A 24,897-nucleotide genomic window follows, 5' to 3' on the forward strand; every position below is an offset into this window, starting at 1 on the left:
ACGGCGAGGCAACGTGCTCAGATGAGCACAGGAGGGCAGACGAGGCCAACTTCTGAGCGGTGGGGAGCGGGCGTCCCCCGGCTGGGGGATGCCCGCTTGCGCCGGCCGGTTAGGCGCTCGGCAGGGTGGAGCGGCGACGACGGGCGAGCAGCGCGCCGAGCAGCAGCAGGAGCAGGGCCCCGGCCAGCAGTGGGGCGCTCTCCACACCCGTGCTGGCGAGGGTGCCGGCCGCCGCAGAACCGGGGGCGACGATCGTGATCTCGGTCCAGCCGATGACCGCGCCCGCTGCATCCTGCAGGATGATGCGGTGCGTGCCAGCGGCCAGGTCCGTCGGCAGCGCCGTGGTCACGGTGCCCGCAGCGCTGACCTGCAGCCAGCCACCCAGGTTGACCGGGGTGGAGCGCACCCAGGCCGACACGAAGTCACCGGTATACGCGGCACCGGCCGTGATGGTGATCGCCGAGCCGGCCGAGTAGCGCGACGCGTTGGTGCTGATCTTGTCGCGCAGGGCGGCGGTGAGGGCACTCTCCGGCGCCGCGGTCGGGGCAAGCGTCGGTGCGGTGGCTGCTGGGACCGTGGGCGTCGACGTGGGTTCGGTCGTCGGGACAGGGGTCGGCGCCGTGGTGGGAACCGGGGTGGGCTCGGTCGTCGGGACCGGGGTGGGCTCCGTCGGACTGGCCAAGTTCAGGCCCAGGATCGCCGGGTCGTGGTCCGAGGACCTGAAGGCGTCTGCGACATAGAAGTCGGTCACGTTGTTGTTGTACCGGCTGTATTCCAGCGCCACGGATTCGACCGAGTTGATGTTCCAGACGTCCACATCGGTCACGACGGCATCCGCTTCGGGGGAAGCGAAGACGTGGTCGAGCGAACCGACCGACCCGCCGAACGCGTAGGTGTATTCGCCGCTCTTCGCTTCCTGGTTCAGGTAGCCGGCGTCGGTGATCACCTTGATCGGGTCTTCTTGGTCGTAGGCGTTGAAGTCGCCGGTGAGAAACACCCTGTCGATGCCGGACTGAGCCGAAATCGTGTCGGCGAACGCGACAAGCGCGGTCGCCTGGTTGACGCGGGAGGCGTTCGAGGCGCCCTGACCGTCGCCCATGTCGGCGTCCACGCCGGTGCCCGACCCCTTGGACTTGAAGTGGTTGACGATCGTGAGGAAGCGGCTGTCGGTATCGCCGACCAGCTGGAAGGCCTGGGCGAGCGGCTGGCGGGCGTTGCTGAACGCGGCGGATCCGGTGAGGATCGTGGATCCGCCCACGGTTTCGACAGCTGCCTTCTGGTAGATGAAGGCGGTGCGGATGACGTCTTCGTTGGCCGGCAGCGCGGCCGGGGACGGCACGAACGCCCAGGCATCCTGGCCGAGGTCGGCGTTCAACGCGGCGACCAGGGTGGCCAGGGCGGTGTCCCGGTTGGCGCCGAAGACTGCCGAGTTCTCGATTTCTTCGAGTGAGATGACCTGCGCGTCGAGGGCGTTGATGGCCGCGACAATCTTGGCCTGCTGGCGCAGGAAGTTCGCCTGGTCCGCCGCGCCGCGGGCGTCGCATCCGCCGCTGACGGTGATCTTGGCGCCGGCACGGTCGGTGTAGTACTGGCACCCGGTGAGGGTGTCGCCGGTGGTGGAGAAGTAGTTCAGCACGTTGAAGGTGCCCAGGCGGATGTCGCCGCCCACCTTCTCCGGCGCCGAGCTGCGGGTGTTCTCGAAGGTGGCCGGCTGCACGATGGCGGCGTTGGCGGGCACCAAGGCTGTTGTCGGCTGCAGCTTCCAGGCGCTGTTGCGATAGTCCAGGATCGTCGGCTTGGTGAAGGTGACCGGGGCGCCGATGCGTACCGGGGCGGTTGTGGAGAGGTACGGAACCGGCAGGCCCTTGTTGGACGAGCTGAGGTAGTTGGTGCTCGCGCCGTCGTCGAGGGTGACTGCCCGCGCCGCGTTGGCAGCGATGGCGGCCGTGTAACCGGCACTGCCGGGGCGGTCGGTGACGGTGGGGTTGACCAGGGGCGTCGTGCCGGCGGCGAGGCCGATTTCGGCGTACTGGTTAGTGGTGTAGTTGTTCGTCACCGTGAACGCACCAGCGGGGGCGACGAGCATGCCCTCCAGGCGTTCGCGGTCTGCGTCAGCTGCCGGGAGCCGGAGTTCGGCGGCGACCGGGGCGGTGATGCCGGCGCCGTCGAGCCGGGTGATGTCGCCGAGAGCGTTGATGGTCAGCTGGGTGAGTCCGTAGTACTCGCTGACGGCGCCCGTGACGCTCACGTAGTCGCCGACAGCAACGTCGACGCCGAGGGTCTTGGTGTAGACGAAGATGCCGTGCGAGGCGGGATTGTTGGCACCATCGGTGCCGGGGGTCTGCAGGTAGAAGCCGGCGAAGCCGCCGGTGGGGTAGGCGGCGGTGACGACGCCGACGGTCTTCACGGTGCTACCGGCCAGCGGGCTGGCATCCGCGGTGCCCTGGATGGCGCTGATCGCGGTGGTGTCGGTGGGCGGGGCCGTCGTCGGGGTCGGGGTGGGCGTGACGACGGGCGGGTCGGTCGGGGCCGGTGTGGGTGTTCCGCCGGTCGGGCCGGCCGAATTGGTGGGGGTGATCGTGGCCGACAGGGTGATGTCTGCGGCGTTGTTGTCGGTGTCGGCGGCGACGCTGCGGTTGAGCGACTTGACGTCGGTGTTGGAGCTCGGCGCCGGCGCGACGGCGCCTTCGAAGGTGAGGGAGGCGCCGTAGCCGACCAGGTCGATCACGTTCGGGTTACCGGCGGCGTTGCCGGACTCGAGGCTGAGCGGCGTGGTGGAGTTGGCGAGGATCAGGGTGCCGGTGGTGCCGCTGGGGTTGAGGGTGGAGACCTGGTCGGGGGTGGGCAGGGCCGCACCGTTCGCGCCGTTCGCATTCGACCCGCCGGAGACGAGATAGTACCCCTTGGCCGGGATCGTTCCGGTCAGAGCGACGGCCGCCGGGCTGTCGGTGACGACGCCGGTGGCCTTGCGGTACTGCAGCGACCAGGCGGAGAGGTCGATGGCGGTGTTGGTGGGGTTGTACAGCTCGACGAACTTGGCCGAGAACGCCGCGCCGGCGCTGCCGCCGCTGAGGTAGGCCTCGTTGATGACGACGCCGGTGCCGGCGGTGTTGGCCTGGGCGGGGAACGCGACGACCGGGGCGACGGCGAGGCACGCTCCGATCAGCGAAGCGAGGGCCAGCCGAAGCGGGCGGGGCGGGGCGAGCGACATGGAGTCTCCTGGGTGGGTGCGATGAACGGTCTGGCGGAACAGAGAGCAGGGCAGGGCAGGGCGCAGGGCAAGGCGCGGTGGAGCTCGGGTTTCTGGCACGCCGAACGAGCCGGTAGGCGCGCAACGAACCCCGCAGGGCGGGCGGCGCACAAACCGTGCGGGTCGGCCGGAGTGCTTCGGGGGGCAGCCTAACGACCGACTATGTCCGGTTGGTTACGGCGCAGACAACATGCTCAGATGAGCAGAGAAATGCCGACGGCGCCCACATCTGAGCGGGCCGGGGGGACTCAGGCCAGGCGCTTGAGCATTCGGGTGTTGCCGAGGGTGTTCGGCTTGACGCGGGCGAGGTCGAGGAACTCCGCGACGCCCTCGTCCGGGGAGCGCACCAGCTCGGCATAGATGGCGGGGTCCACGGTTTCGGTGCCCATGTCGACGAACCCGTGCCGGGTGAAGAAGTCCACCTCGAAGGTGAGGCAGAACAGGCGCGTCAGGCCCAGTTCCCGGGCGTCCGCCTCCAGTCGGCCGATGAGCGCGTGCCCGATACCGCGCCCGAGCCAGTCCTCCGACACGGCGAGAGTGCGCACCTCGCCGAGGTCCTCCCACATCACGTGCAGGGCGCCGCAGCCGACGAGGTTTCCCTCGAGGTCCTCGACCACCCGGAACTCCTGCACGGCCTCATAGAAGACGACGCGGTCCTTGCCGAGCAGGATGCGTTGCTGCACGAGAGGTTCGACGAGCGCCTGGATGCGCGGCACGTCGCGGGTCTGCGCCCGGCGCACGATGAACTCCTGGTGTGTCACGTCCGCCCGCTCCCCTGGCCGCCAGCCGCGACCGATTCTGTTGTGTCGGAAGGTCAAGTCTAGGGGCGGACGACAAACGGCCCGGCGGATGTCCGCCGGGCCGTTCGTGTGGAGCTGTTGTGCCTATTCGCTGGTGATGGCCAGATCGGGCGTGCCCGGTCCGGTTCCGACAGCCGCGGCGGTATTGATGCCCACCGAGACGGCCTCGTTGCGGTTCGTCGTGGTGAACACGTACTCCCCGTCGACGAAGTCCACGTGCACGTGGTCGCCGGCGTTCAGTTCGCCGTGCAGGATCTTCTCGCTCAGGCGGTCCTCCACCTCACGCTGGATCGCGCGACGCAGCGGCCGGGCGCCCAGGGCGGGGTCGAAGCCGACCTCGATGAGATGCTCCTTCACCGCGAGGGTGAGGTCGATGGTCATGTCGCGGTCGAGCAGCCGGTCGCCCAGGCGCTTGATGAACAGGTCCACGATCTGCAGCAGTTCAGGCTTGGACAGCTGCGGGAAGACGATGATCTCGTCGACGCGGTTGAGGAACTCGGGCTTGAAGTGCTTCTTCAGTTCCTCGTTCACCTTTCCGCGCATCCGGTCGTAGCTGGTGGCCGTGTCGCCCTCGAGCTGGAAACCGACGGGCGAGCCGCTGATGTCCCTGGTGCCGAGGTTGGTGGTCATGATGATGACGGTGTTCTTGAAGTCGATCACGCGACCCTGGCCATCCGTCAACCGGCCCTCTTCCAGAATCTGGAGGAGCGAGTTGAAGATGTCGGGGTGAGCCTTCTCGATCTCGTCGAACAGCACAACGGAGAAGGGCTTCCGGCGCACCTTCTCGGTGAGCTGGCCACCCTCTTCGAAGCCGACGAACCCGGGAGGAGCACCGAACAGGCGCGAGACCGTGTGCTTCTCGCCGTACTCGCTCATGTCGAGCGAGATCATGGCGGCCTCGTCGTCGAAGAGGAACTCCGCGAGCGCCTTGGCCAGCTCGGTCTTGCCGACACCGGTGGGGCCGGCGAAGATGAACGAACCGCTCGGACGCTTCGGGTCCTTGAGTCCCGCACGGGTGCGACGGATGGTCTTGGCGAGTGCCGAGATGGCCTCTTCCTGACCGATGACCCGCTGGTGCAGTGCCTTCTCCATGAAGACCAGCCGCGAGGACTCTTCTTCAGTGAGCTTGAAGACGGGGATGCCGGTGGCCTGGGCCAGGACCTCGGCGATCAGGCCCTCGTCGACGACCGCGGTGGTCTTGACGTCGCCGGATTTCCACTTCTTCTCCAGACGCAGACGCTCGCCGAGGAGGTTCTTCTCCTCGTCGCGCAGGCCCGCGGCCTTCTCGAAGTCCTGGTCCTCGATCGCGGTTTCCTTGGCGGCACGCACCACGGCGATCTTCTCATCGAATTCGCGCAGCTCCGGCGGGCTGGACAGGATCGACAGGCGCAGGCGTGCGCCGGCCTCGTCGATCAGGTCGATGGCCTTGTCCGGCAGGAAGCGGTCCGAGACGTACCGGTCGGCGAGGTTCGCCGCGGCCACGAGGGCGCCGTCGGTGATGGACACCTTGTGGTGCGCCTCGTACCGGTCGCGCAGCCCCTTGAGGATGTTGATGGTGTGCGGCAGCGACGGCTCGTTCACCTGGATGGGCTGGAAGCGGCGCTCGAGCGCGGCATCCTTCTCGAAGTGCTTGCGGTATTCATCCAGCGTGGTGGCGCCGATGGTCTGCAGTTCACCGCGGGCCAGCAGGGGCTTGAGGATCGACGCCGCGTCGATGGCGCCTTCGGCGGCACCGGCTCCGACGAGGGTGTGGATCTCGTCGATGAACACGATGATGTCGCCGCGGGTGCGGATCTCCTTGGTGACCTTCTTCAGGCGTTCCTCGAAGTCACCGCGGTAGCGGCTGCCGGCGATGAGCGAGCCGAGGTCGAGCGAGTAGAGCTGCTTGTCCTTCAGCGTCTCGGGCACATCGCCCTTGACGATCGCCTGGGCGAGGCCCTCGACGACGGCGGTCTTGCCGACGCCGGGTTCACCGATGAGCACGGGGTTGTTCTTGGAGCGGCGGGAGAGGATCTGCATGACCCGCTCGATCTCCTTCTCGCGCCCGATGACGGGGTCGAGTTTGTTGTCGCGCGCCGCCTGGGTGAGGTTGCGCCCGAACTGGTCGAGAATCTGGCTGCCCGCGGGGTTGGCCGCGGTCTCGTTCGCACCCACCTGCACCTGCTCCTTCCCCTGGTAGCCGGAAAGGAGCTGGATGACCTGCTGGCGCACCCGGTTGAGGTCGGCGCCGAGCTTGACCAGCACCTGGGCGGCCACGCCCTCGCCCTCGCGGATGAGCCCGAGCAGGATGTGCTCGGTTCCGATGTAGTTATGGCCAAGCTGCAACGCTTCGCGCAGGCTCAGCTCGAGGACCTTCTTGGCGCGCGGCGTGAACGGAATGTGCCCGGTCGGCTGCTGCTGACCCTGGCCGATGATGTCCTGCACCTGTTCGCGCACGGCATCCAGCGAGATGCCGAGGCTCTCCAGGGCCTTGGCGGCCACGCCTTCACCCTCGTGGATGAGCCCGAGCAGAATGTGCTCGGTTCCGATGTAGTTGTGGTTGAGCATCTTGGCCTCTTCCTGGGCCAGGACGACGACACGACGAGCTCGGTCGGTAAATCTCTCAAACATATGAACACTCCCTTGGCGCCAGGGCGGTTATGGCACCGATACAAAGAGAGTAACCAGCGGATGCCCGGATGCGTGCCTCTGTTCGCCATGGGCGTGACACATGTGACTCCCGCGCTCGCCTCCGTCTCCTGCAGCACCGGCGGTTCCGCGGCATTTTCCCCGACCTGCCCCCGTTCGGACGAGTTGCGCCGGCGCACCGGAGCAGGTGGACCGCAGCGGGGCAGCTCGACTGAGGCCCTTGCTCAGCACAACGAAAAACGATATGGTCATGATCGGTATTCATATCGATAATCGTTAGGAGCATCTCGTGATGAAAACAGCCCAGGCCGAGAGGGCGCAACGCACGTCCCGGCTGGAACACCGGCTCGGCAGGGTTCTCACCTGGCTGGTACTGATCGGGGCCGTGCTCTCGGGGCTTCTGGCGACCGGCATCGGCGCCGTCACCCTGGTCCGGCAGCTCCTCACCGACAGGTTCGTCGTCACACTCTTCGCGGATGCTCCCCTGCCGTCGGCAGCGTCAACCGGCACCGCGCAGATCCACGGCGGCAGTTTCGACACGGCCGAGGTCACCGTCACCGGGCTCAGCGCACTGCCCAGGTTTCTGCTCACACTGGAGGGCTCCACCGCGTTGGCCACGGCGCTGCTGGTCTCGGCGACGGTCTTCTATTTCTGCTGGAGCGTACTGCGCCGCCGCCCGTTCAACCGTCCGGTCTTCTGGCTGGTCGCCCTGGTCGGCTACGCACTGCTGCTGGGCACCGTGCTGGGGCAGGGCTTCGGCGGGCTGGGCCGCATGATCGCCGCGGGCGAGCTGAACGGCGACGCCCCCGACGGCTTCTGGCCACAGGCCACCCTCGTCGACCTCGCACCCGCCGGCACCGGACTCGTGCTCCTCGTCGCCGCCGCCGCCATTTCCCTCGGCCAGCGTCTGCAACGCGAGACCGACGGACTCGTCTAGTGGCGCCCGCCGCCGACGACGAGGCCACGGGCATCCACTGCCGGCTCGACGCGCTGCTCATCGAGCGCGGGATGACACTCACCAGGCTCAGCGAGCTTGTCGGAGTCAGCGTGGTCAACCTGTCGGTCCTCAAGAACGACCGGGCCAGGGCCATCCGGTATTCGACCCTGGCCGCGGTCTGCGCCGCCCTGGACTGCGAGGTCGGCGACCTGCTCGTGCGCGCCGACTGAGCCAGGCCAGCAGCGTGAGGCCCTTGCGAGGGCACCGGACTGCGCAAATACTGTGAGCACTCAGGCTCCACGATTTTGCGACCTGCACCCGCAGGCGAAAGGCGGCGGCACATGGACGGCTCCTCGAACCTCGCCAAACCGGCTCGCACGAACGGCCGCGCCGACCCCGCCGCCGAGATCGCCCGGCTCTCCGCCGAGAACGCTCGGCTGCGCGGACAGCTCGGCCCGGCCGCCGAACACCGAGCGTCCGCCAGGTGGCGGGCGTTTTTTGCGGCGCTGCTGATCACGATCGGGGTGCTCCTGGCCCCGGTGAGCGTGGTGGCCTATTGGACCAAGGGCTACATCAATGACACCGACAGGTTCGTCGCCTCGCTCGCCCCGCTCGCGGACGACCCCGCGGTGCAGGCGTACCTGGTTGACGAGATCGTCGCGGTGGTCAACGAGAACGTCGACATCAACACCATCACCAGCGATCTCTTCACCGGGCTGGAGAGCCTCGACCTGCCGCAGGCCGCCAAAGACGCCCTGGCGCTGCTCGAGACACCCGCCGCGCAGGGGGTCCAGCAGCTGATCGAGTCCGCAGCCACCAATATCGTCGCCTCGGATGCCTTCGCCGAGCTGTGGGAACAGGCGCTGCGCACCAGCCAGACCCAGGTCATCGCGGCGCTGGAGGGTGACACCTCCACGGCGCTGGTGATCAGCGACACCGGCGAACTCGGCATCCAGCTCGGGCCGATCATCGCAGAAGTGAAGAAGGAACTGGTCGACCGGGGCTTCTCGTTGGCGACGAACATCCCCGAGGTCGATCGCACCATCGTGGTGGCCCAGTCCGACTCGTTGGTGCAGGCGCGCACCGGGTATCAGCTGCTGAACGTGCTCGGTTTCGTCCTGCCGCTGGTGAGCCTAGGCCTGATCGTCCTCGGCGTGCTGGTGGCCAAACGACGCTCCCGCACCATGATCTGGGCCGGACTCACCCTGGCCCTGGCCATGGCCGTGCTCGCCGCCGGGATCGCGGTGGGGCGGATCCTCTTCATCAGCGCGCTGTCGCCCACGTACCTCCCCAACAACGTGGCCCAGGCGCTGTATGACGCCGTGGTGCCGTTCATCAACACCACGGCCCTGTCGGTAGGGCTCGTCGGCTTCACCGTGGCCGTGGTGGCGTACCTGGCCGGGCCGTTCCGTGGGTCGACGATCGTGCGGCGGGCCACCATCGGCACCAGCGCCCGGCTCCGGGCGGCGGCGGCGAACGCCGGGGTCACGACGGGCAGCTTCGGGGACTTCCTCTATCACTACCGGCGCCTGGCCCACGTGCTGATCGGGCTTGCTGCAGCCGCGGTCGCGATCTTCTGGCGCCCGCTTGCTGTACCGGTGATCATGTGGACGGCGGTCCTGGCGCTGATTGCCGTTCTGCTCGTCGAGTTGCTGCAGCGGCCGCCGGTCGCGCCCGGGATTCCAACGGTCCCCGGGACGAGGCCGGACACGCCCCCGGGGCCGCAGGAACCGACGGCCGCGGCCGGCACCGAACCGGTCAACCCCACCCTCCCGTTGCCGCCGGCAGACCCCGACGATCTGCGCGGGCAGACCGGCCCGACCGAGCCCCTCGAACCGCTACGCACCCCGGCACGCCCGGAATAAGCTCACAGTGTGAGCAACCTCGAAACCGAACCGGTCGAACTCGTCTGTGACCCCAGCACGACCACCGAGGTGGATATTGTCATCCTGCAGCCCCGGGATGTTCCCCTGGGCGGTCTGCGGGCGATGGGCGTGCGTCGCACTCTCCCCCAGCGCGCGAGAAGCCTGATCGGCGCCTGGTGCTTCGTCGATCACTACGGCCCGGACGACGTGTCGGTCACCGGCGGGATGGTGGTGCCGCCGCATCCGCACACCGGGTTGCAGACGGCGAGCTGGCTGTTCGCCGGCGAGGTCGAGCACCGTGACAGCGTCGGCAGCCTCGCCCTGGTCCGGCCGGGCGAGCTGAACCTGATGACCGCGGGTTCCGGTATCAGCCACTCCGAGGTGTCCACACCAGACACCACGGCGCTGCACGGGGTGCAGCTGTGGATCGCCCTGCCCGAGCTCACCCGACACCAGGCGCCGCACTTCGAGAACCACGTCATCACACCGGTGACGCGCGGCGCGGTCACCCTGCACGTGTTCCTGGGCACCCTGGCCGGACAGACCGCCGCCGCCGCCGGGGACACCCCGCTGGTCGGCGCTCAGATCGACCTGCCGGCCGGGTCGTCGATCGACCTCGACGTCGACCGGTCTTTCGAACACGGGGTGCTCGTCGACGTCGGCACCGTCAGTGTCGGCGGCGCACCAGTGCACCGGAACGAACTGGGCTTCATCGACAGCGGACGTCCGGTCATCCGCCTGGAGAACACCGGCGACAGCCCGACCCGGGTGCTACTGCTGGGCGGTGAGCCGCTCGGCGAGCAGATCGTGATGTGGTGGAATTTCATCGGCCGCAGCCACGAGGAGATCACCGCCTGGCGGGACCGGTGGCAGGCGGAGGTGATCGACGGCTCGGATGCCGCCGGCCGGTTCGGCCACGTCGCGTACCATGGTGCTCCGCTGCCTGCGCCGATGCTGCCCACCGTGCGGCTCAAACCCCGCCGCTGAACCGCGGTTCGCCGGCCGCGGCTACTGCACGGCGGAGGTCAGCCTGGCCAGGTTGTCGAGGATCGTCGAGCGCAACGGCTGCTTCATCCACTCTTCGAGGGTGAGCTCCCGACTGTCTGCCCGGTAGCCGTCCTCCACCGCCCGCAGCGCCTGCACGAATGACGCCCCACGCACCATCAGGGACACCTCGAAGTTGAGGCTGAACGAACGCATGTCCATGTTGCTCGAGCCGATCACGGCGACGTCGTCGTCGATGGTGAAGTGCTTGGCGTGCAGAACGTACGGCGCTTTGTACATGTAGATCTTCACGCCCGCCTGCAGCAGTTCCTCGTAGTAGGAACGTTGTGCGTGGTAAACGAGAGCCTGGTCGCCGATCTCGGAGACGAAAAGTTCCACGTGCAGGCCGCGCTGCACGGCTGTCGTGATCGCGTACATGATCGACTCGTCCGGCACGAAATACGGGCTGGTGATCACGATGCGTTCCTGCGCGTAGTACAGCAGCGCGAGGAACAGGCGCAGGTTGTTCTCGCCCTCGAAGCCGGGTCCGCTGGGCACGACCTGGCAGTCGATGGCATCCGAGATGTCCTCGGGGTGCACGGGCTCGATGTCGCGGGTGAGCAGCTCGTTGGTCTCGCTGTACCAGTCGGTGATGAAGATCGCGTTCAGGCCCGAGACGATGGGGCCTTCGAGCCGCACCATCAGGTCTTTCCATTTGAGGCCGCGGCGGATGTTGCTCTTCATGTTGTAGGTGCGGTCGATCACGTTCTGCGAGCCCATGAACCCGACCCGGCCGTCGACGATGACGAGTTTGCGGTGGTTGCGCAGGTCGGGCCGCTGCCACTGGCCCTTGAACGGCTGCAGCGGCAGCATCAGCTGCCACTGCACCCCGGATTCGGTGAGCCGTTTCTTGGTTTGTTTGAAGCCCGGCTTCCGCATCGACTGGATGTGGTCCATCAGCACCCGCACCGTCACGCCGCGCTTGACGGCGTTCTCCAAAGCGTCGAAGAACGGCGTCGTGGTGGGGTCGAGGGAGAGGATGTAAAACTCGACATGCACGTACTTCCGGGCCTTGTCGATATCGGCGACCATCGCGGCGAAGGTCTCCTCATAGTTGCCGTGCAGCCGCGCCCGGTTGTCGCCGACGAGCGGCATCGCGCCGAGATTGCGGTTGAGCGCGACCACGGATTCGAGCCAACCCGGCCACGGGTGGTCGCGTTGCACGCGTTCCATGCCGGCGGTGCTGTCGAGGATGAACTGGTTGATCTCGGCCTGCATTTCCACCCGACGCTTGGGCAGGGTGCGATAGCCGATCAGCAAGAAGAGCAGGAAACCGAGGTAGGGGATCAGGAAGATCGCCAGCAGCCACGCCATGCCGGAGGTGGGCCTGCGGTTGCGGGGTACGACGATGATCGCGATCACCCGGATGGCGAAGTCAACAAGGAATGCCACCACGAGAAGGATGGTGGAAAGGTCAATACCGAACACGGTTAGGCGGCCGGTTTGTCAAGGCCGAGTCTGGCCCGCTCCTCGGCTTCGACCCGCGCGTAGGCGTTTCGTTCGGTGCGGTCTGAACGGATGATGGCGCGCACGATGATCCAAAAGAGCACCCCGACCAAAACCGTGGGCGCGAGCGAGTACAAAGCGTTGGCCCAGAAGCTATCCATAGTCCCTTCAGCCTACGCGATCTGGACGCGCCCGCCGCCGGGCTACTTGGTGAGGATGCCGAAGATCCCGGAACCGAGCAGGTACAGGCCGACGCCACCCACCACGATCCAGATCATGATCCGGTTGGTCGACGGGCCCTTCTTCTTGCCGTCGTCATCCGGCTTCAGCTGGTCCTTGGGCAGAAAAGTCATCATGCGGGTTACTTTACCAACGGGAACAGAATGGTCTCCCGGATACCGAGGCCGGTCAGGGCCATCAGCAACCTGTCGATGCCCATTCCCATGCCACCGGTGGGTGGCATGCCGTGCTCCAGGGCCCGAAGGAATTCTTCGTCCAGACGCATCGCCTCCGGGTCGCCGCCGGCGGCGAGCCGGGCCTGCTCCATGAAGCGTTCGCGCTGCACGACGGGGTCGACGAGCTCGGAGTAGCCGGTGGCCAGTTCGAAGCCGCGGATGTAGAGGTCCCACTTCTCCACGACGCCGTCGATCGAGCGGTGTCCGCGCACCAGCGGGCTGGTGTCCACCGGGAAGTCGAGCACGAAGGTGGGCCGGATCAGGCCGCCCTTGACGAAGTGCTCCCACAGCTCTTCGACGTACTTGCCGTGGATGGGGTGGTCGACCTCGACGCCTTCGGCGGCGGCCAGGGCCTGCAGCTCGGCCAGCGGGGTGGCCGGGCTGATGGTGCGTCCCACGGCGGCGGAGAGGCTGTCGTACATGCTGATGCGATCCCACTGGCCGCCCAGGTCGTACTCGGTGCCGTCGGCCCAGGTGACCACGTGCGAGCCGCCGGTGATGGCTGCAGCAGCATCCTGGATCAGGGTCTGGGTGAGCTCGGCGATCGACGTGTAGTCGCCGTAGGCCTCGTAGGCCTCGAGCATCGCGAATTCGGGCGAGTGGGTGGAGTCGGCGCCCTCGTTGCGGAAGTTGCGGTTGATCTCGTAGACCCTGTCGATGCCGCCGACGACGGCGCGTTTGAGGAACAGCTCCGGTGCGATGCGCAGGAACAGTTCGGTGTCGAACGCGTTGCTGTGGGTGGAGAACGGCCGGGCCGAGGCGCCGCCGTGCAGGGTCTGCAGCATCGGCGTTTCGATCTCGAGGAAGCCGCGCGCGGTGAAGGTGGCGCGCAGGCTCGCGACGGCCTGGGAGCGCTGCACCACGGTGCGGCGGGCCTGCTCACGGGCGATGAGGTCGAGGTAGCGGCTGCGCACCCGGGTCTCTTCGCTGAGTTCGGAGTGCAGGTTCGGCAGCGGCAGCAGCGCCTTGGCGGCGATCTGCCACTCGGTGACCATGACCGACAGTTCGCCGCGGCGGGAGGAGATGACCTCACCGGCGACAAAGACGTGGTCGCCGAGGTCGACGAGGTCCTTCCAGGCGGCCAACGATTCGTCGCCGACGGCGGCGAGCGACACCATGGCCTGGATGCGGCTGCCGTCGCCGGCCTGCAGGCTCGCGAAACAGAGCTTGCCGGTGTTGCGCAGATGCACCACCCGACCGGCCAGGCCCACGGTCTCGCCGGTGGCGGCGTCCGCTTCGAGCTCGCCGTACCGGGCGCGCACGGCGGGGATGGTGTGGGTGACGGGCACCGACACCGGGTAGGCGCCGCCGGCCGGGCTGGACGCGGCCGCGTTCAGGCGGTCACGCTTGGCCAGACGCACGGCCTTCTGCTCGGTCAGTTCGGCCGCGGCCTGTGCGTCATCGTTGCTGGGCGTGTTGCCGGGCACGGCGTCGGGGATGGTGCTCATGCGGTTCTCCGTCGGTGGGCGTACACGGGCCAGGCCCGGCACCCCGTTGAAAGCGGTTAGGGGATGTCCAGTGAAATGTTGTCGATCAACCGGGTGCTGCCGACCACCGCGGCGACCAGCATCCTGGCCTGGCCGCGGTAGTCGTCGTCGACCGGCAGGAAGGTGTGCGGGTGCACGACAACCAGATAGTCCAGTTTAACCAGAGGCGCGGCCCCGATCACCGCGTGGGCGGCAACTATCGCGACGGGAACCCCGGAGTGGGCCGCGGCCGCGGCCGCGGTCAGGCCCACGAACAGCGACCTGGCCGCGGTGCGGGCGGGCTCGTCGAGGTTGCGGTTGCGGCTCGCGCGGGCCAGGCCGTTGTCTTCCCGCACCGTGGGAACGACCTCGATGCGCACCCGCAGATTGAGGTCGGCGACCATCCTCTCCACCAGGAAAACCTGCTGGGCGTCCTTCTGACCGAAGACGGCGATGTCGGGTTCGACGATGTTCAACAGCTTCGCGACGACGGTGAGCATGCCGTCGAAGTGGCCGGGCCGGGCGGCACCCTCGTAGAGACCGCCGACCGCGCCTGCGGTCAGTCGGGTCGACGAGGCGCCGTCCGGGTACATCTCCTGGGCGTGCGGGGCGAAGACGAATGCGGCGCCCTCCTCCGCCAGCGCCGCCACGTCGGCGTCGAGGGTGCGCGGGTAGGTGTCAAGGTCTTCGTTCACCCCGAACTGCAGCGGGTTGACGAAGACCGACACGACCACGATGTCGCCGACGGCTACGGCACGCCGCACGAGCTCCCGGTGCCCGGCGTGCAGGGCGCCCATGGTGGGAACGAGCACGACGTGGGCATCGCCGCCCCTGGCCGCGGCGTTCTGTTTGGCGAGGCAGAGGCTATTACGCAGCTCGTCTATCGTGTCGATGACTTCTGGCTTGGTGAGCACGGTCACTGGTCCTCCGGGTCGAACGGGTGGGGCGGGTGGGGCGGGTATGGCGGGTCGAGCAGGTGGGTGGTGTCGCCTAGATCAGCGAGGTCGTCGAGCGGATGCCTGGCGCCGGTGCGGGTGAGGGCGTTCTCGATGGCCGAGCGCACCAGCGGCGCGATCACGGCTCCCGGCGCCTCGATGCCGATCTCGCTGAGCAGCCGGGTGGATTGGTCGACGATCGAGCTGGAGAACGCCGTGGCGGTCTCGATGGCCTCGGAGTAGACCTCCCGGTCGCCCTCGGCCACGATCACCGGTTCGCCGCCCATCTCCACTACCAGGGCCTGCGCGATCGGCAGCACGGGGGCTGGGGCGGTCACGGCAAAGTAGCTGTCGGCCAGGCGGCTGATGTCCAGGCTGGTGCCCGTGAACGCCATCGCCGGGTGGATGGCCAGCGGGATCGCGCCGGCCCGCTGGGCGGGCAGCAGCACGTTGGTGCCGTAGCGTGCGGAGGTGTGCAGAACGAGCTGGCCGGGCTGCCAGGTTCCCGTGGCCGCGAGGCCGGTCACGAGGCTGTCGAGCTGGTCGTCCGGCACCGCGATGATCACCAGTTCGCTGCGCTCCACCACCTCGGGCACGGTGAGCACGGGAACGCCCGGCAGGATCGCTTCCGCGCGGTCGCGGCTGGCCTGCGAGATCGCGGAGATCCCGATCAGGGCGTGCCCGGCTCCGGCGAGAGCGGCGGCGAGGATGGGTCCGACATGGCCGGCGCCGATGACGCCGATCCCCAGACGGCCCGGTCGCACCGTCACGAGGTCACCTCCGCGGCGGCGGCGGGACCGACCGGGCTGGCGGGTCGCGGGGTCGGCGCTGGGTCCTGGTCGATGCGACTCCAGTGGTGGCTGGTGTCTGACTCCGCGGACGCGACGGCACCGGCGGTGACGGTCTCCAGCAGGCGCACGGCCTCCCCCACGTCGAGCACGCCGAGGGTCGCGGTCACCGGTCCGGTCACGGTGTGCAGCCTGGCGGTGGCCAGTCGAAGACGGCGTCGGACGGGTCCCTGGTTGATGCCGACGCTTTGCAGACGGGCCAGGGGCACCAGAACGAGTTCCCTGGACAGCACGCCGCGGCGGAGCAGGACGGCGCCGGCGGATACCGCGTAGCCGGTGCGGCGCCAGGAGAACGGTCGCAGCCAGGCCGCCCGGCGGGGCGCGTTGCGGAAGCCGTCGTCGCCGCCGCGGGAGATGAGGCCGTGCTGGATCAGGATCCGCTGCTCGTCGAGCGCGAACCCGGGCAGGATCAGCTCGAGGACCTTCGCCACGTCGGTCAGCGACCCGACCGGCAGCACCGTGGTCGCCGCCTGTCCGGCTGCGCCGTCGTTGGTGGAGTGGCCGGCCTTGTTGATGCTGATCTGCCACCACCCGAAGGGCCGCCAGGCCAGCGGCTGGGTCACGCCGATGGCGTGGATGCGTCCGGGCGGCAGGGTCTCGTTGCTCGTGGTGAGCAGCCCGAAGCCCACCCGCACGCCGTCCCTGGTACCGGCGATGCTGTACCGCAGCGATTTGGTGAACCTGGAGACGTAGTATCCGATGCTCGCGATGAGGCCGGGGAAGATCGCGATCAGCAACCACTCGCTGCCGCCGACGATGACGCTCACGATGAGAGCGACGATGGCCACGGCGACGAAGACCGTGAAGCCGCTGAACACTATCGAGCCGATCAGCCGCAGCACCGGGATCCGGACGACCGACTCCGGCGGGGCGGCGTCAGGGTCCAGTTCGGGTGCGAGGAATTCGCCCACCCGGCTGGTGGCGTAGTCGTTCAGGGCCTGGCGGCGGCCGGCGTGCGCGGCGGTCGCCGTGTCGGCGGGGATCTGTGCGGGGTCGCCGGCCGGCAGCGGCGCCTCTGGCACGCTCTCGCCCGCGACGGGCCGGGGCTGGCGTGCACCGGAGGCCAGCTGCAGGATGTCGCGGCGCAGCCCGTCGGCCAGCGCAGAGCCGAGATAGGCGAGCTGCACGTTTGCGTCCTGACCGGCCACGCTCACCTCGAGCTTGGCCGCACCGAACAGCCTCGGGATGAGGGGGCGCACGATGTTAACGCCCTGGATGCGGTCCAGGCGCGCCTGCCGGTGGCTGCGGAACAGGATGCCGCTGCGGACCTCGACGGATTCGTCGCTGACCCTGAAGGTGTGCATCCGCCAGGACAGGGTGAACGCGATGAGGATGACGATGAGGATCGCGGCGGCGATGAGCAGCGCCCAGCCCACGGCGCCGCGCTCGTAGATCTCATCGAGAGGGTCGCCGGATTGCCGTGGGATCCCGAAGACCACGTCGACGAAGCGCTCGCGCAGGTTGGCGATGACGAAGCCGAGCAGGGCGAAGACGAAGATGCCGCCGCGCAGCACCGGGCTCGCTGGATGCAGGCGGTGCCAGTCCCCGTCGGCGAGGGAGGTCACAGCCCGGCCCGCCTGCTCTCGGCCAGTTCCACCAGGCGGTCGCGGAGGGCATCCGCGTCGGCCTCGGCGAGGCCGGGGATCGCGACGCCGGAGGACGCGGCGGCCGTGACGAACTTGAGGTCGGCGAGGCCGAGCAGGCGCGCGACCGGGCCGCGGGTGATGTCGACCAGTTGCATGCGGCCGTAAGGCACCGACACGAACCGCTGGTACATGATGCCGCGCCGAAAGAGCAGGTCGTCGGCGCGCAGCTGGTACCCGATCGAGCGCACCCGGCGGGGCTCGAATGCCAGCGAGACCATGGTGATCAGCGCGATCAAGCCGCCCACCCAGGCGGCCCAGACCTGGTCAAGCAGCAGCCAGAGGGCCCCGGCGGCGGCGCACACTATGAGCAGGAAGATGACGGTCCCCACGATTTCGACCATGACGTACTTCGGCGACACGCGCTTCCATTCGCCCGCCTCCGGCAGGTCGAGGCGGGCACCGACGGGCGCCACGGCCTCGATGGGATCGCTGCCGGGGTAGTCAGGCACGGGCTGCTCCGCCATCGTTCGGTCCCCCATTGTCGTGATCGTGGTCGTCCGGCGGCAGTGTGCAGAAATGCTCCGCTACGAGACCGCCCGCGAGGAGGAGCACGGCGCCGAGCGCCATCCCGATTGCGAGCCACAACGATGTTACCGCCGGTACCACCGACCGGGTGAGGATGAAAGCCACGATGCCGAGGCCCACGCCGAGCAGGAGCGCACTGGACAGGCTGGATGCCTTGGCGAGCAGGGCGATCCGCATTGCCAGGAACGGGTCGACGCGTTTTGTCGCCCGACCTCTGGTGGCCTGGCGGATGGGCCAGGCCAGGCAGACGAGGATCACGGCGATCAGGATCAGGGCCAGGGGCAGGGTGAACGGCGGAACTATGATCGGCGCGCTCCAGGCCGTCGCCGCCAGTTCGACCAGGAACCCGACGACGAGCCCGGCCAGGCCCAGCGCGATCAGCGGGGTGGGGTGGGTGCGCTTCATCGGCGATCGTCCTCGTCCTCGGGGAGGTCTCCGGTGGGGTCGTCCGGGGTGCCCGGTCGCGGTCGGCCCGGTGTCTTGTGCAGGGTCTCGGTGTGGGCGACCTCGGTATGCGCGGGGTCGGTGCTCGCGGTCACCGGATGCGCCCTGGCGGTGCGTGCGGTGACGGCCAGGAGTTCGCGCACCCGGCCCCGGCCGGGCAGCTCGGCGTCGGGGTCGATGTCGAGCCAGGGAGCCAGCACGAAGTCACGTTCCGCCGCGCGCGGGTGCGGGAGGGTGAGCCTGTCGTCGTCGATGCGGAGGTCGCCCAGGCAGATCAGGTCGATGTCCAGGGTGCGGTCGCCCCAGCGTTCCTCCCGGACCCGGCCGTGGTCGTTTTCGATGGCGTTGACGGCGTCGAGCAGGGCGTGCGGTTCGCCCGTCCAGAGCACGCTCACCACAAGGTTGAGGTAGCCGGGTGCGGTGAGGTCCACCCCGTCGGGCTTCACGGCGTCGGAGGCGTACACCGGGGAGATCGCGGTGAGTTGCGCGCCCGGCAGTTCGGCGATGGCGCGCACGGCGGCGGCCAGGGTGCCCTCGCGGTCACCGAGGTTACTGCCCAGTGCGAGCACGGCGGTGCGCGCCGGAGCGGCGGCTGCGGCGTCGGTCATGCGCGGCTCCCTTCGGTTTGCGTGCGTTCGATTCGCGTGCGTTCGATCTGCACCGACACATCCTCGAAGGGGATCTCGATGGGAGCCTGCGGCTTGTGCACTGTCACCTGCACGCGTTCGGCGGCGTCGTGCGCGAGCACCACGTCGGCGATGCGCTCGGCGAGGGTCTCGATGAGATCGACGGGGTCGCGGCGCACGGCGTCGGCGACCTCCTCGGCGAGTTCGCCGTAGTGGATGGTGCGGGTCAGGTCGTCACCGGACGCCGCCGCACGGAAATCCAGCCAGACCGTCACGTCGATGACGAACTCCTGGCCGTTCTCGCGTTCGAAGTCGAAGACACCGTGGTGCGCGGTGATCCGCAGCCCGGTGAGGGTGATCGAGTCGGTGCTCATGACCCTATTCTGGCCGAATCGACCCGGGCGAGCACGTTGAGGGCGGCCCGGGTGCCCGCCACGTCGTGCACCCGAACGGCCCAGGCGCCCGCCTGGGCGGCGAGCACGCTGAGCACGGCGGTCGGCAGATCCCGGTCGAGGATGGTGGCGTCTTCCGGCAGCACGCCGGCCAGGAATCGTTTGCGGGAGGCACCGACCATGACGGGTAGGCCGAGCGGAGCGAAGGCGTCGAGCCTGGCGAACACCCGCCAGTTCTGCTCGGCGTCCTTGCTGAAGCCGAGTCCGGGGTCCACGACGATCTGGCTGCGCGCCACCCCGGCAGCCTCGAGCACGGCGACTCGTGCGGTCAATTCGGCGACCACGGTGGCGACCACGTCGTCGTACTCAGCGAGGGTGTCCATGGTGCGGGCGTGGCCGCGCCAGTGCATCGCGATGTATGTGAGGCCGGTGCGGGCGACCACCGCCGCCATACCGGGGTCGGCCAGGCCGCCGGACACGTCGTTGATGATGTCGACCCCGGCGTCGGCGGCCCGGTCGGCGGTCTCGGAGTTGAGAGTATCGACACTGGTCATGATGCCCAGCCGGCGCAGCTCGGTGATCACGGGCAGTACCCGGTCCTGCTCGACCTGGGGCGACACCCGGTCGGCGCCGGGCCGGGTGGATTCCCCGCCGACGTCGATGAGGTCGGCTCCCGAGGAGTGCAGGTCCACGGCGTGCCGCACGGCAGCGTCGGTACTCGCCCACCGGCCACCGTCGCTGAACGAGTCGGGAGTGACGTTGAGCACACCCATCACCAGGGTCACCGCACGACCTGCGTCCCGCCGATGAGGGCGATGATCTCCGAGCGAGCAACGGGCAAGGCCAGGTCGCCACGGCTGGCCATGGTCACGGTGGAGCTGTGGGTCTGGCGAGGGCCCCTGGTGGTCACGCAACCGTGGCTGGCATCGAGGACCACCAGGATCCCGCGCGGCGCCAGCCCGGTGTCGAGGGTGTCGGCGATCTCTTCGGTGAGCCGTTCCTGCAGTTGGGGCCTGGCGGCAAGGGTCGTCACGACGCTGGCCAGTTTGCCCAGTCCCACGATGCGCTCACCGGGCAGGTAGGCCAGGTGGGCGGTGCCGAGGAACGGCAGCAGGTGGTGTTCGCAGACGGAACGGAACTCGATGTCACGCAGCAGCACCAGTTCACCGGTCCGGTCTCCGACCGGCACGGTGTCTCTCAGGTGGTCGAGCGGGTCCTGGCCGAGACCGGCGAAGAACTCGGCGTAGGCCGACGCCACCCGCTCCGGGGTCGACGCCAGGCCGGCCCGGCCGGGATCCTCACCGATGGCGGCGAGGATCTCGGCGACGGCCGCTTCGATGCGTGGCTGGTCGACTCCCACAGGGGCCGGTCTACGCGGTTGCGGGGCGCGGTTTGAGTGCGGGGGCGCGCTTGGGCTTGTCCGCATCGGCGCCGCCGCTGGTGACGCCACCGTCGACCGCCGCACCGTCGATGGGCGCCTTCGGCGTCGGCATCGCGATGGGGGGCAGGTCGGAAACCGGGCGCTTGTCGCTGGAGAGCCACTGCGGGCGCGGCGGCAGCTTCTGCACGTCGGCGAAGATCTCCACCAGCGCGGTCTGGTCGAGAGTCTCGTGTTCGAGCAGCTTCGCGGCCAGGTCGTCGAGGATCGCCCGGTTGGCGTTGATGACCGTGTAGGCCTCGTCGTGCGCGTTCTCGAGCAGCTGGCGCACCTCGGTGTCCACCCGCTCCGCAAGCCGCTCCGAGTAGTCGCGCTGGTGGCCCATGTCGCGGCCGAACATCATCTCACCGGAGGCCGAACCGAGCTTGAGCGGTCCGACATCACTACTCATGCCGAACTCGGTGACCATCTTGCGAGCCGTGGCGGTGGCCTTCTCGATGTCGTTCGAGGCGCCGGTGGTGGGGTCGTGGAAAATGATCTCCTCGGCGACCCGGCCGCCCATGGCGTAGGCGAGCTGGTCGAGAAGCTCGTTGCGAGACACCGAGTAGCGGTCCTCGAGCGGCATCACCATGGTGTACCCCAGGGCGCGGCCGCGGGGCAGGATGGTGATCTTGGTCACGGGGTCGGTGTTGCGCATGGCCGTGGCAACGAGAGCGTGCCCGCCCTCGTGGTACGCGGTGATGAGCTTCTCCTGGTCGCGCATCACGCGGGTGCGGCGCTGCGGACCGGCCATGACCCTGTCGACGGCTTCGTCGAGGGCGCGGTTGTCGATCAGCTGGGCGTTGGAACGCGCGGTCAGCAGTGCGGCCTCGTTGAGCACGTTCGCCAGGTCGGCGCCGGTGAAGCCCGGCGTCTTGCGGGCGAGCACCTCGAGGTCGACGCCGGCGGCCATCGGCTTGCCCTTGGAGTGCACCTCCAGGATGCGCTTGCGGCCGAGCATGTCGGGGGCGTCGACGCCGATCTGACGGTCGAAACGTCCCGGACGCAGGAGCGCCGGGTCGAGGATGTCGGGCCGGTTGGTGGCCGCAATGAGGATCACGTTGGTCTTGACGTCGAAGCCATCCATCTCCACCAGGAGCTGGTTGAGGGTCTGCTCGCGCTCGTCGTGGCCGCCGCCCATGCCGGCGCCGCGGTGGCGCCCGACGGCGTCGATCTCGTCGACGAAGATGATCGCCGGGGAGTTCTCCTTGGCCTGCTGGAACAGGTCGCGCACCCGGCTGGCACCGACACCGACGAACATCTCGACGAAGTCGGAACCGGAGATCGAGTAGAACGGAACGCCTGCCTCGCCGGCGACGGCGCGGGCCAGAAGGGTCTTTCCGGTTCCGGGAGGACCGTACAGCAGCACGCCCTTCGGGATCCGGGCGCCGACGGCCTGGAACTTGGCCGGTTCCTTGAGGAAGTCCTTGATTTCTTGCAGCTCTTCGATGGCTTCGTCCGCGCCGGCTACGTCGGTGAAGAAGACCTGCGGGGTCTCCTTGGAGACGAGTTTGGCCTTCGACTTGCCGAACTGCATGACCTTGTTGCCGCCGCCCTGCATGCCGGAGAGCATCAGCCAGAAGAACGCACCGATCAGCAGGACCGGCAGGAGGATGCCCAGCAGCGACAGGAACCAGCTGGCCTGGGGAACCTCGTCAGTGAAGCCGTCCTTCGGGTCGGCGTCGGTGACGGCGGCGACGACCTCTTCGCCGCGGGGGGCCACGTAGTAGAACTGCACCTGCTCGCCGTAGGTCGAATCGGCCTTGCTGAGGGTGAGGTCGACGCGCTGATCGCCGTCGACGATCTTCGCCTCAGACACCTTCCCGTCCTTCAGGAAATCCAGGCCCTGCTGGGTGGAAATCTCGCGGAAGCCAGACATGGTCAGGAGGCTCGACCCCACCCAGACGGCGATGACAGCCAGGATGATGTAGAGGAGCGGCCCGCGCAGAAGTTTCTTGACGTTCATGGTGGTCACAGGCTACCGCTCTCGTACTGGGGGAACACCGAGTGTTCGCCCAAAGGTGAACTGGAGGACGTGGTGCAGCGGAGCCTACTCGCCGGTGGAATATACGTGTGGAGCCAGCACCCCGACGCTGCGCAGGTTGCGGTACTTCTCGGCGTAGTCCAGACCGTAGCCGACAACGAACTGGTTGGGGATGTCGAAGCCCAGGTACTTGACGTCGATCTCGACGCGGGCCGCGTCGGGCTTCCGGAGCAGGGCGCAGATCTCGAGCGAGGCCGGCCCGCGGGACTTGAGGTTCGCCATCAGCCAGGACAGGGTGAGGCCGGAGTCGATGATGTCCTCGACGATGAGGACGTGGCGGCCGTGCAGGTCGGTGTCGAGGTCCTTCAGGATCCGCACGACACCGCTGGACTGGGTGCCTGACCCGTAGGAGCTGACGGCCATCCAGTCCATCGTGACGGGGTGCACGAGTTCGCGGGCCAGGTCGGCCATGACCATGACCGCGCCCTTGAGCACGCCCACCAGGAGCAGGTCCTTGCCGGCGTAGTCCGCTTCGATCTGCCGCGACATCTCGGCCAGGCGAGCGCGAATCTCGGTCTCTTCGATCAGGATTTCGGTGAGGTCGCCGTCAATGTCACGAGGTTCCATGGGAGTGGAAGAGTCCTTTGTTTAGGTGGGTCGAGGAGCAGAAAACACGAGCGTTCCCCCCAGACGTTCCACTCTAACGCCTGGCAGGTCGAGCGCATTCTGCCCGTGCCAGTCGGTGACGAGCCTGGCGACGGCCAAGGTGTGGCTGCGTTCCCAGGCAACCCCGAACTCCCGCGCCACCACGTGGCGGATCATCCGCTGGCGGAGGGCCGCCGGGTGCACGGCCAGCGCGGCGACGGACACCCCGATGCCGGCTTCGGCCGGTTCGCAGATCTCCTCGACGAGGTCCCGCACCAGGGCGTCGAGGGCGTCGGCATCCTCACGCAGCGTCTCGGCGGTACGGGCGAGCGCCTCGGCGATGCCCGGCCCGAGCTCGGCCTCGAGCACCGGCAGCACCCGTTGGCGCACCCGCACCCTGGAGTAGCGGGGGTCGGCGTTCTGCGGGTCGGACCAGGCCGGCAGGCCCGCATCCAGGCAGGCCTGCCGGGTCACGACGCGGCGGATGCCCAGCAGCGGCCGCCGGTACGGCCCGCTGATCGACGCCATGCCCTGCAGGCTCGTCGCCCCCGAGCCGCGTGCCAGGCCTAGCAGCACGGTCTCGGCCTGGTCGTCGAGGGTGTGGCCGAGCAGCACCGCGATCGCGCCCGTGCCGGCCAGTGCCTGCTCGAACGCGGCGTACCGCGCGGTCCGCGCGGCGGCTTCGGGGCCGTCGCCGGCGTCTGGCGTCACCGTCACCGGCACGATCAGCACCGGATCCAGGCCGAGAGCCTGAGCCTGTCCGGCCGCGACGGCGGCGGTGTCGGCCGAGCCGGCCTGCAGGCCGTGGTCGACGATGACGGCGCCGGCAGTGAGCCCGGCCCGGGGCGCCTCGAACGCCGTCGCCGCGGCCAGGGCCAGCGAATCCGCTCCCCCGCTCAGCCCCACCAGGACCAGGCCGGCCTCCGGCAGCAGCTCGCGCACGGCACGGCGCAGGTCGGCGATGGCCGGCGACAGTCGCGGGCGGCGGGTGGACTCCATCCAGTAACGTTATCCGCAGACTTCGAATAAGGGAGATACCAGGCCATGGCCGAATACGACGCAGTCATTGAAATCCCACGCGGTAGCCGCAACAAGTATGAGGTGGACCACGAAACCGGTCGGGTCTACCTCGACAGGGTGTTGTACACGAGCTTCGTGTACCCCACCGACTACGGGTTCTTCGAGAACACCCTGGGCCTGGACGGCGACCCCGTCGACGTTCTGGTGCTGCTCGACTTCCCGTTGTTCCCCGGCGTCGGCGTGTCCGTACGCCCCGTCGGCGTGTTCAACATGACCGATGACGGCGGCTCAGACGCCAAGGTCATCGCGGTTCCGGCCGGCGACCCGCGCTGGGACTACATCCAGGACGTCACCGACATCCCGGAGTACACCCGCAAGGAGATCGAGCACTTCTTCGAGCACTACAAGGACCTTGAGCCGAACAAGTGGGTCAAGACCGAGGGCTGGGGCGACGCCGCCGAGGCCGACCAGATTGTGCGCGACGGCCTGAAGAAGCTCGTCGACGAAGGTCACTGACCCACAGC

Annotated in this window: 24 protein-coding genes; 5 read left to right on the plus strand and 19 right to left on the minus strand. The window is 68.5% G+C overall.

The window, feature by feature from the left end:
• Positions 1 to 109: 109 nt before the first annotated feature.
• The 3 genes from E3O60_RS06720 to E3O60_RS06730 form a co-directional block, all read right to left on the minus strand.
• On the minus strand, positions 110 to 3,211 hold the full coding sequence (locus E3O60_RS06720; RefSeq protein WP_134407815.1) for an ExeM/NucH family extracellular endonuclease: 3,102 nt from the start codon (positions 3,209 to 3,211) through the stop codon (positions 110 to 112).
• A 287-nt stretch (positions 3,212 to 3,498) separates the two neighbouring features.
• The gene (locus E3O60_RS06725) at positions 3,499 to 4,011 is read right to left on the minus strand and encodes an amino-acid N-acetyltransferase (RefSeq protein WP_088457303.1); all 513 of its coding nucleotides are present in this window, start codon (positions 4,009 to 4,011) and stop codon (positions 3,499 to 3,501) included.
• Positions 4,012 to 4,134: 123 nt separating this feature from the next.
• Complete coding sequence (locus E3O60_RS06730) at positions 4,135 to 6,660, minus strand: ATP-dependent Clp protease ATP-binding subunit (RefSeq protein WP_088457304.1); 2,526 nt, start codon at positions 6,658 to 6,660, stop codon at positions 4,135 to 4,137.
• 307 nt (positions 6,661 to 6,967) lie between these two features.
• Here E3O60_RS06730 and E3O60_RS06735 point away from each other — a divergent pair, with 307 nt between their 5' ends.
• The 4 genes from E3O60_RS06735 (at position 6,968) to E3O60_RS06750 (ending at position 10,467) form a co-directional block, all read left to right on the plus strand.
• Complete coding sequence (locus tag E3O60_RS06735) at positions 6,968 to 7,615, plus strand: hypothetical protein (RefSeq protein ID WP_133159766.1); 648 nt, start codon at positions 6,968 to 6,970, stop codon at positions 7,613 to 7,615.
• Complete coding sequence (locus E3O60_RS06740; RefSeq protein WP_088457306.1) at positions 7,615 to 7,845, plus strand: helix-turn-helix transcriptional regulator; 231 nt, start codon at positions 7,615 to 7,617, stop codon at positions 7,843 to 7,845. Before E3O60_RS06735 ends, E3O60_RS06740 begins: the two co-directional genes overlap by 1 nt.
• 111 nt (positions 7,846 to 7,956) lie before the next feature.
• The gene (locus E3O60_RS06745; RefSeq protein WP_103479280.1) at positions 7,957 to 9,480 is read left to right on the plus strand and encodes a hypothetical protein; all 1,524 of its coding nucleotides are present in this window, start codon (positions 7,957 to 7,959) and stop codon (positions 9,478 to 9,480) included.
• A 9-nt stretch (positions 9,481 to 9,489) separates the two neighbouring features.
• Positions 9,490 to 10,467 (plus strand): pirin family protein, encoded by a 978-nt coding sequence (locus E3O60_RS06750; RefSeq protein ID WP_103479281.1) that lies wholly within the window; start codon positions 9,490 to 9,492, stop codon positions 10,465 to 10,467.
• Between the two features lie 21 nt (positions 10,468 to 10,488).
• On the opposite strand, the gene cls is transcribed toward E3O60_RS06750, so the two are convergent.
• The 16 genes from cls to tilS form a co-directional block, all read right to left on the minus strand.
• Entirely contained in the window at positions 10,489 to 11,943 is a 1,455-nt protein-coding gene (gene cls / locus E3O60_RS06755) for a cardiolipin synthase (RefSeq protein WP_088458123.1), read from the minus strand.
• An 11-nt stretch (positions 11,944 to 11,954) separates the two neighbouring features.
• Positions 11,955 to 12,131 carry a hypothetical protein gene (locus E3O60_RS18465; protein ID WP_165787932.1) on the minus strand — a complete coding sequence of 59 codons (177 nt, stop codon included), beginning with the start codon at positions 12,129 to 12,131 and terminating at the stop codon, positions 11,955 to 11,957.
• A gap of 42 nt (positions 12,132 to 12,173) precedes the next feature.
• The gene (locus tag E3O60_RS18470) at positions 12,174 to 12,326 is read right to left on the minus strand and encodes a hypothetical protein (protein WP_165787931.1); all 153 of its coding nucleotides are present in this window, start codon (positions 12,324 to 12,326) and stop codon (positions 12,174 to 12,176) included.
• A 5-nt stretch (positions 12,327 to 12,331) separates the two neighbouring features.
• Positions 12,332 to 13,873, minus strand: coding sequence for a lysine--tRNA ligase (lysS, locus tag E3O60_RS06760; RefSeq protein WP_134497573.1), 1,542 nt, complete (start codon positions 13,871 to 13,873; stop codon positions 12,332 to 12,334).
• A gap of 56 nt (positions 13,874 to 13,929) precedes the next feature.
• Positions 13,930 to 14,805: a pantoate--beta-alanine ligase gene (panC, locus tag E3O60_RS06765; RefSeq protein ID WP_370448635.1), complete on the minus strand. Its 876-nt coding sequence runs from the start codon at positions 14,803 to 14,805 to the stop codon at positions 13,930 to 13,932.
• A 2-nt stretch (positions 14,806 to 14,807) separates the two neighbouring features.
• Complete coding sequence (locus tag E3O60_RS06770) at positions 14,808 to 15,596, minus strand: Rossmann-like and DUF2520 domain-containing protein (RefSeq protein WP_088457311.1); 789 nt, start codon at positions 15,594 to 15,596, stop codon at positions 14,808 to 14,810.
• On the minus strand, positions 15,593 to 17,239 hold the full coding sequence (locus E3O60_RS06775; RefSeq protein ID WP_088457312.1) for a PH domain-containing protein: 1,647 nt from the start codon (positions 17,237 to 17,239) through the stop codon (positions 15,593 to 15,595). Before E3O60_RS06775 ends, E3O60_RS06770 begins: the two co-directional genes overlap by 4 nt.
• Positions 17,236 to 17,661 (minus strand): PH domain-containing protein, encoded by a 426-nt coding sequence (locus E3O60_RS06780; protein ID WP_370028287.1) that lies wholly within the window; start codon positions 17,659 to 17,661, stop codon positions 17,236 to 17,238. Before E3O60_RS06780 ends, E3O60_RS06775 begins: the two co-directional genes overlap by 4 nt.
• 100 nt (positions 17,662 to 17,761) lie before the next feature.
• A complete protein-coding gene (locus tag E3O60_RS06785; RefSeq protein ID WP_088457314.1) occupies positions 17,762 to 18,250 on the minus strand; it encodes a DUF3180 domain-containing protein in 489 nt (162 codons plus the stop codon).
• The gene (folK, locus tag E3O60_RS06790; protein ID WP_134480941.1) at positions 18,247 to 18,897 is read right to left on the minus strand and encodes a 2-amino-4-hydroxy-6-hydroxymethyldihydropteridine diphosphokinase; all 651 of its coding nucleotides are present in this window, start codon (positions 18,895 to 18,897) and stop codon (positions 18,247 to 18,249) included. The genes E3O60_RS06785 and folK overlap by 4 nt, the downstream gene beginning before the upstream one ends.
• Positions 18,894 to 19,289 (minus strand): dihydroneopterin aldolase, encoded by a 396-nt coding sequence (gene folB / locus E3O60_RS06795; protein WP_088457316.1) that lies wholly within the window; start codon positions 19,287 to 19,289, stop codon positions 18,894 to 18,896. Before folB ends, folK begins: the two co-directional genes overlap by 4 nt.
• The gene (gene folP, locus E3O60_RS06800; RefSeq protein ID WP_134497577.1) at positions 19,286 to 20,092 is read right to left on the minus strand and encodes a dihydropteroate synthase; all 807 of its coding nucleotides are present in this window, start codon (positions 20,090 to 20,092) and stop codon (positions 19,286 to 19,288) included. Before folP ends, folB begins: the two co-directional genes overlap by 4 nt.
• Positions 20,089 to 20,667, minus strand: coding sequence for a GTP cyclohydrolase I (folE, locus tag E3O60_RS06805; protein ID WP_174845052.1), 579 nt, complete (start codon positions 20,665 to 20,667; stop codon positions 20,089 to 20,091). The genes folP and folE overlap by 4 nt, the downstream gene beginning before the upstream one ends.
• A 10-nt stretch (positions 20,668 to 20,677) precedes the next feature.
• Positions 20,678 to 22,690 carry an ATP-dependent zinc metalloprotease FtsH gene (gene ftsH, locus E3O60_RS06810; protein WP_088458124.1) on the minus strand — a complete coding sequence of 671 codons (2,013 nt, stop codon included), beginning with the start codon at positions 22,688 to 22,690 and terminating at the stop codon, positions 20,678 to 20,680.
• 84 nt (positions 22,691 to 22,774) lie between these two features.
• On the minus strand, positions 22,775 to 23,335 hold the full coding sequence (hpt, locus tag E3O60_RS06815; protein ID WP_088457319.1) for a hypoxanthine phosphoribosyltransferase: 561 nt from the start codon (positions 23,333 to 23,335) through the stop codon (positions 22,775 to 22,777).
• Positions 23,336 to 23,356: 21 nt separating this feature from the next.
• Positions 23,357 to 24,352, minus strand: a complete 996-nt coding sequence (gene tilS / locus E3O60_RS06820) for a tRNA lysidine(34) synthetase TilS (RefSeq protein WP_134480942.1) — start codon at positions 24,350 to 24,352, stop codon at positions 23,357 to 23,359.
• Positions 24,353 to 24,397: 45 nt separating this feature from the next.
• Between tilS and E3O60_RS06825 the strand changes: the two genes are divergently transcribed.
• A complete protein-coding gene (locus E3O60_RS06825) occupies positions 24,398 to 24,889 on the plus strand; it encodes an inorganic diphosphatase (RefSeq protein ID WP_088457321.1) in 492 nt (163 codons plus the stop codon).
• Positions 24,890 to 24,897 lie beyond the last annotated feature (8 nt).

The sequence above is a fragment of the Cryobacterium sp. TMB1-7 genome, from assembly GCF_004402435.1.
In the GTDB taxonomy this organism is placed as follows: domain Bacteria; phylum Actinomycetota; class Actinomycetes; order Actinomycetales; family Microbacteriaceae; genus Cryobacterium; species Cryobacterium zongtaii.

Coding starts and splice junctions, on each gene's coding strand:
- E3O60_RS06720 (WP_134407815.1), bottom strand. CDS start 3,211: ATGTCGCTCGCCCCGCCCCGCCCGCTTCGGCTGGCCCTCGCTTCGCTG.
- E3O60_RS06730 (WP_088457304.1), bottom strand. CDS start 6,660: ATGTTTGAGAGATTTACCGACCGAGCTCGTCGTGTCGTCGTCCTGGCC.
- E3O60_RS06745 (WP_103479280.1), top strand. CDS start 7,957: ATGGACGGCTCCTCGAACCTCGCCAAACCGGCTCGCACGAACGGCCGC.
- E3O60_RS18465 (WP_165787932.1), bottom strand. CDS start 12,131: ATGGATAGCTTCTGGGCCAACGCTTTGTACTCGCTCGCGCCCACGGTT.
- E3O60_RS18470 (WP_165787931.1), bottom strand. CDS start 12,326: ATGATGACTTTTCTGCCCAAGGACCAGCTGAAGCCGGATGACGACGGC.
- lysS (WP_134497573.1), bottom strand. CDS start 13,873: ATGAGCACCATCCCCGACGCCGTGCCCGGCAACACGCCCAGCAACGAT.
- E3O60_RS06780 (WP_370028287.1), bottom strand. CDS start 17,661: ATGGTCGAAATCGTGGGGACCGTCATCTTCCTGCTCATAGTGTGCGCC.
- E3O60_RS06785 (WP_088457314.1), bottom strand. CDS start 18,250: ATGAAGCGCACCCACCCCACCCCGCTGATCGCGCTGGGCCTGGCCGGG.
- folK (WP_134480941.1), bottom strand. CDS start 18,897: ATGACCGACGCCGCAGCCGCCGCTCCGGCGCGCACCGCCGTGCTCGCA.
- folB (WP_088457316.1), bottom strand. CDS start 19,289: ATGAGCACCGACTCGATCACCCTCACCGGGCTGCGGATCACCGCGCAC.
- ftsH (WP_088458124.1), bottom strand. CDS start 22,690: ATGAACGTCAAGAAACTTCTGCGCGGGCCGCTCCTCTACATCATCCTG.
- hpt (WP_088457319.1), bottom strand. CDS start 23,335: ATGGAACCTCGTGACATTGACGGCGACCTCACCGAAATCCTGATCGAA.
- tilS (WP_134480942.1), bottom strand. CDS start 24,352: ATGGAGTCCACCCGCCGCCCGCGACTGTCGCCGGCCATCGCCGACCTG.
- E3O60_RS06825 (WP_088457321.1), top strand. CDS start 24,398: ATGGCCGAATACGACGCAGTCATTGAAATCCCACGCGGTAGCCGCAAC.